4 protein-coding genes are annotated in these 2,508 nt (G+C 71.9%); 3 read left to right on the top strand and 1 reads right to left on the bottom strand.

Going from position 1 to position 2,508, the window contains the following annotated elements; genetic code table 11:
- Positions 1–180 (bottom strand): MotA/TolQ/ExbB proton channel family protein (locus MBELCI_RS22170; protein ID WP_045320532.1); only part of this gene is annotated, 180 nt, incomplete at its 3' end.
- A 488-nt stretch (positions 181–668) separates the two neighbouring features.
- Here MBELCI_RS22170 and MBELCI_RS18625 point away from each other — a divergent pair.
- The 3 genes from MBELCI_RS18625 to MBELCI_RS19650 all read left to right on the top strand — a co-directional run.
- Positions 669–1,646: an iron-siderophore ABC transporter substrate-binding protein gene (locus MBELCI_RS18625; protein ID WP_021695795.1), complete on the top strand. Its 978-nt coding sequence runs from the start codon at positions 669–671 to the stop codon at positions 1,644–1,646.
- A complete protein-coding gene (locus MBELCI_RS19655; RefSeq protein WP_021695794.1) occupies positions 1,643–1,915 on the top strand; it encodes a hypothetical protein in 273 nt (90 codons plus the stop codon). The genes MBELCI_RS18625 and MBELCI_RS19655 overlap by 4 nt, the downstream gene beginning before the upstream one ends.
- Before the next feature lie 75 nt (positions 1,916–1,990).
- The coding region (locus MBELCI_RS19650; RefSeq protein ID WP_145973725.1) for an iron chelate uptake ABC transporter family permease subunit at positions 1,991–2,508 on the top strand (518 nt) is incomplete at its 3' end.

The raw sequence follows: 2,508 nt of genomic DNA, 5'->3' as shown, positions 1-2,508 counted from the left end.
CTGAAAGGCGGCGATCATGCCCAGCACCGTGCCCAGAAGCCCCAGAAGCGGCGCGATGCTGGCGATGAGTTCGAGCGGCCGAAGCCCGACCCTCGCCCGCGCCAGCAGCGCCCGCGCGACCCGCTCGGTCTCGGCCCGCGCGCCGTCCTCGCCAAGGCTCGGGTCGCGCCGCGCCCGCATCGCCGCCCTGCGCCAGAAGCGCCCGGCAGCTCCGCCGCCCGTCGATCATCGACAGCGCCTCGGCCTCGCGCCCGGCGCTCCAATGCGCCACCGCGCGGCGACTGCGCCGCCCGCCGCTCCACGCCCCGAGCAGCGCCAGCCGCCAGACCTTCCACAGGATCAGCGCCAGCGTGATCACCGACAGCACCGCGATCGCCCAGATCGCCGGGCCGCCCAGCAGGACGACCTCGAGCCCGCCATCGAACCCAGCCCGCGCGGCTGTCCAGATTTCGTCCATGGGGGGTCCCCTTGTTTGTATTTGCCACGTCGGCGTGCGATGCCGTGATTCTTGAGTTTATTAGTCGGAATAAAATATGGGGTCCAGTATCACCGGGAAAACCCCATGAAAACCTCGCCTTGACTTAACTGATAGTTATGATCAGGAATCAATGTGACCTATCAGGGTGCGTCGAACACCCCAGCCCCTTCCCGCCGCGACCGGAGACCCCATGCGCCTGACCCTCGCCGCCCTTCTCATCGGCACCGCCTTTCCCGCCGCCGCACAAGAGTTTCCGCAGCAATTTACGACCAGGTTCGGCACCGTCCGTCTCGACGCTCCACCCGAACGCGTCGTCTCGCTCGATTTCGGCGGCGTCGACAATCTCCTCGCGCTCGGCGTTGCGCCGGTGGCCATCCGCTACTGGTACGGATCGGACGAATTCGGCGTCTGGGATTGGGCGCAGGACGCGCTTGGCAACCAGACGCCCGAAGTGCTGCGCGGCGAAATCAACATCGAGAGGATCGCGGCGCTCGACCCGGACGTGATCCTCGCCATGGCCTCGGGCATCACCTCGGACCAATACGCTCTGCTGAGCCGGATCGCCCCGGTGGTCGCGGCCCCAAAGGGGCGGAGCGACTATGGCACCCCGTGGCAGGAGCGCGCCCGCCTCGCCGGTCGCGCCACCGGCAGGCTCGACGAGGCCGAGGCGCAGATCGAAGCGATCGAGGCCCGCCTCGCCCAAGCTGCCCGGCAGCATCCCGAGTGGCAGGGCCAGAGCGTTGCCGTGGCCTTTCACTGGAACGAGCAGCCCGGCGCCTACACCTCCGAGGACATCCGGCCGCAGCTCTTCGCCGAGCTGGGCTTCGTCACTCCCGAGGCCTTCGACACCGCGCGCAGCGGCAACGCCTTCTGGGCGGGCTTTTCCTCCGAGGACCTGTCGCCGCTCGACACCGACCTGCTGGTCTGGCTCGACGATGGCGAGGTGGTGGGCAAGCTCAAGGCGCTGGCGCTGCGCAAGGGGCTGCGCGCCCACCGCGAGGGGCGCGAGCTTTATGCCGACGAGGTGCTGACCGCCGCCTTCTCGCATGGCTCGCTGCTCAGCCTGCCTTACGTGATCGACGAGATGCTGCCTTTGGTCGAGGCGGCGGTCGACGGCGATCCGGCCACGCCGGTCCAGAGCACGCATGAGGCGGGCCTCGCCCCGTGACCGACGTGACCGCCACCCTGCCCCGACCGGGCGTCCCGGCGCGGACCCGGCGCGCGCTGGCGCTCTCGGGGCTCGGCGTGACGCTGACCGTGGTGGCGGTCGCGGGGCTCGGGGTGGGGGCGCGCGATGTCGCGCCGGGCGATGTCGTGGCAGCGCTGCTTTCGCCCGACCTTGCCAACCCCGATCACCTCGTGATCCGCGCGATGCGCCTGCCCGCCGCGGGCGGGGGTCGGTCCTTGGCGCGGCGCTCGCGGTGGCGGGGCTGCTGATGCAGGCGCTGACCCGTAACCCGCTCGCCGATCCCGGCCTGCTCGGCGTCAAGTGCCGGGGCCTCGGCCGCGGTGGTGCTGGCGATCGCGGCCTTCGGCCTCTCCGCCCCCGGCGCGCTGGTCTGGTGCGCCTTCGCGGGCGCGGGGGCGGTGGCGGCGCTGGTCTGGGCCTTGGGCACGCCCGGCACGGGCTCCGCGACGCCGGTGCGGCTGGCGCTGGCCGGGGCAGCAGTCAGCGGGTTGCTGATGTCGCTGGTCACGGCGCTGCTGCTCCTGAGCCACGAGACGTTGCAGGGCTTTCGCTTTTGGGTGGTCGGATCGCTCGCCGGGGCGACGCCCGCTGCGCTTGCACAGCTCGCCCCCGCCTTCGCGGCGGGCTTTGCGCTGGCGCTGTGGTCGGGGGCCGCGCTCAACGCGGTGGCGCTTGGCGACGATGCGGCGCGCGCGCTCGGGGTGCGGCTCGGCGCGGCGCGGGCGGCGGCGCTGGCAGCGATCACGCTGCTCTGCGGCGCGGCGGTGGCGCTGGCGGGGCCGATCGGCTTCGTCGGGCTGGTGGGTGCCGCATCTGGCGCGCGCCCTGATGGGCCCCGACC

Source organism: Limimaricola cinnabarinus LL-001, assembly GCF_000466965.1.
GTDB classification, from domain to species: domain Bacteria; phylum Pseudomonadota; class Alphaproteobacteria; order Rhodobacterales; family Rhodobacteraceae; genus Limimaricola; species Limimaricola cinnabarinus.
The sequence above is the reverse complement of the archived record's forward strand: the minus strand, read 5'-3'. Positions and strand labels throughout refer to the sequence as shown.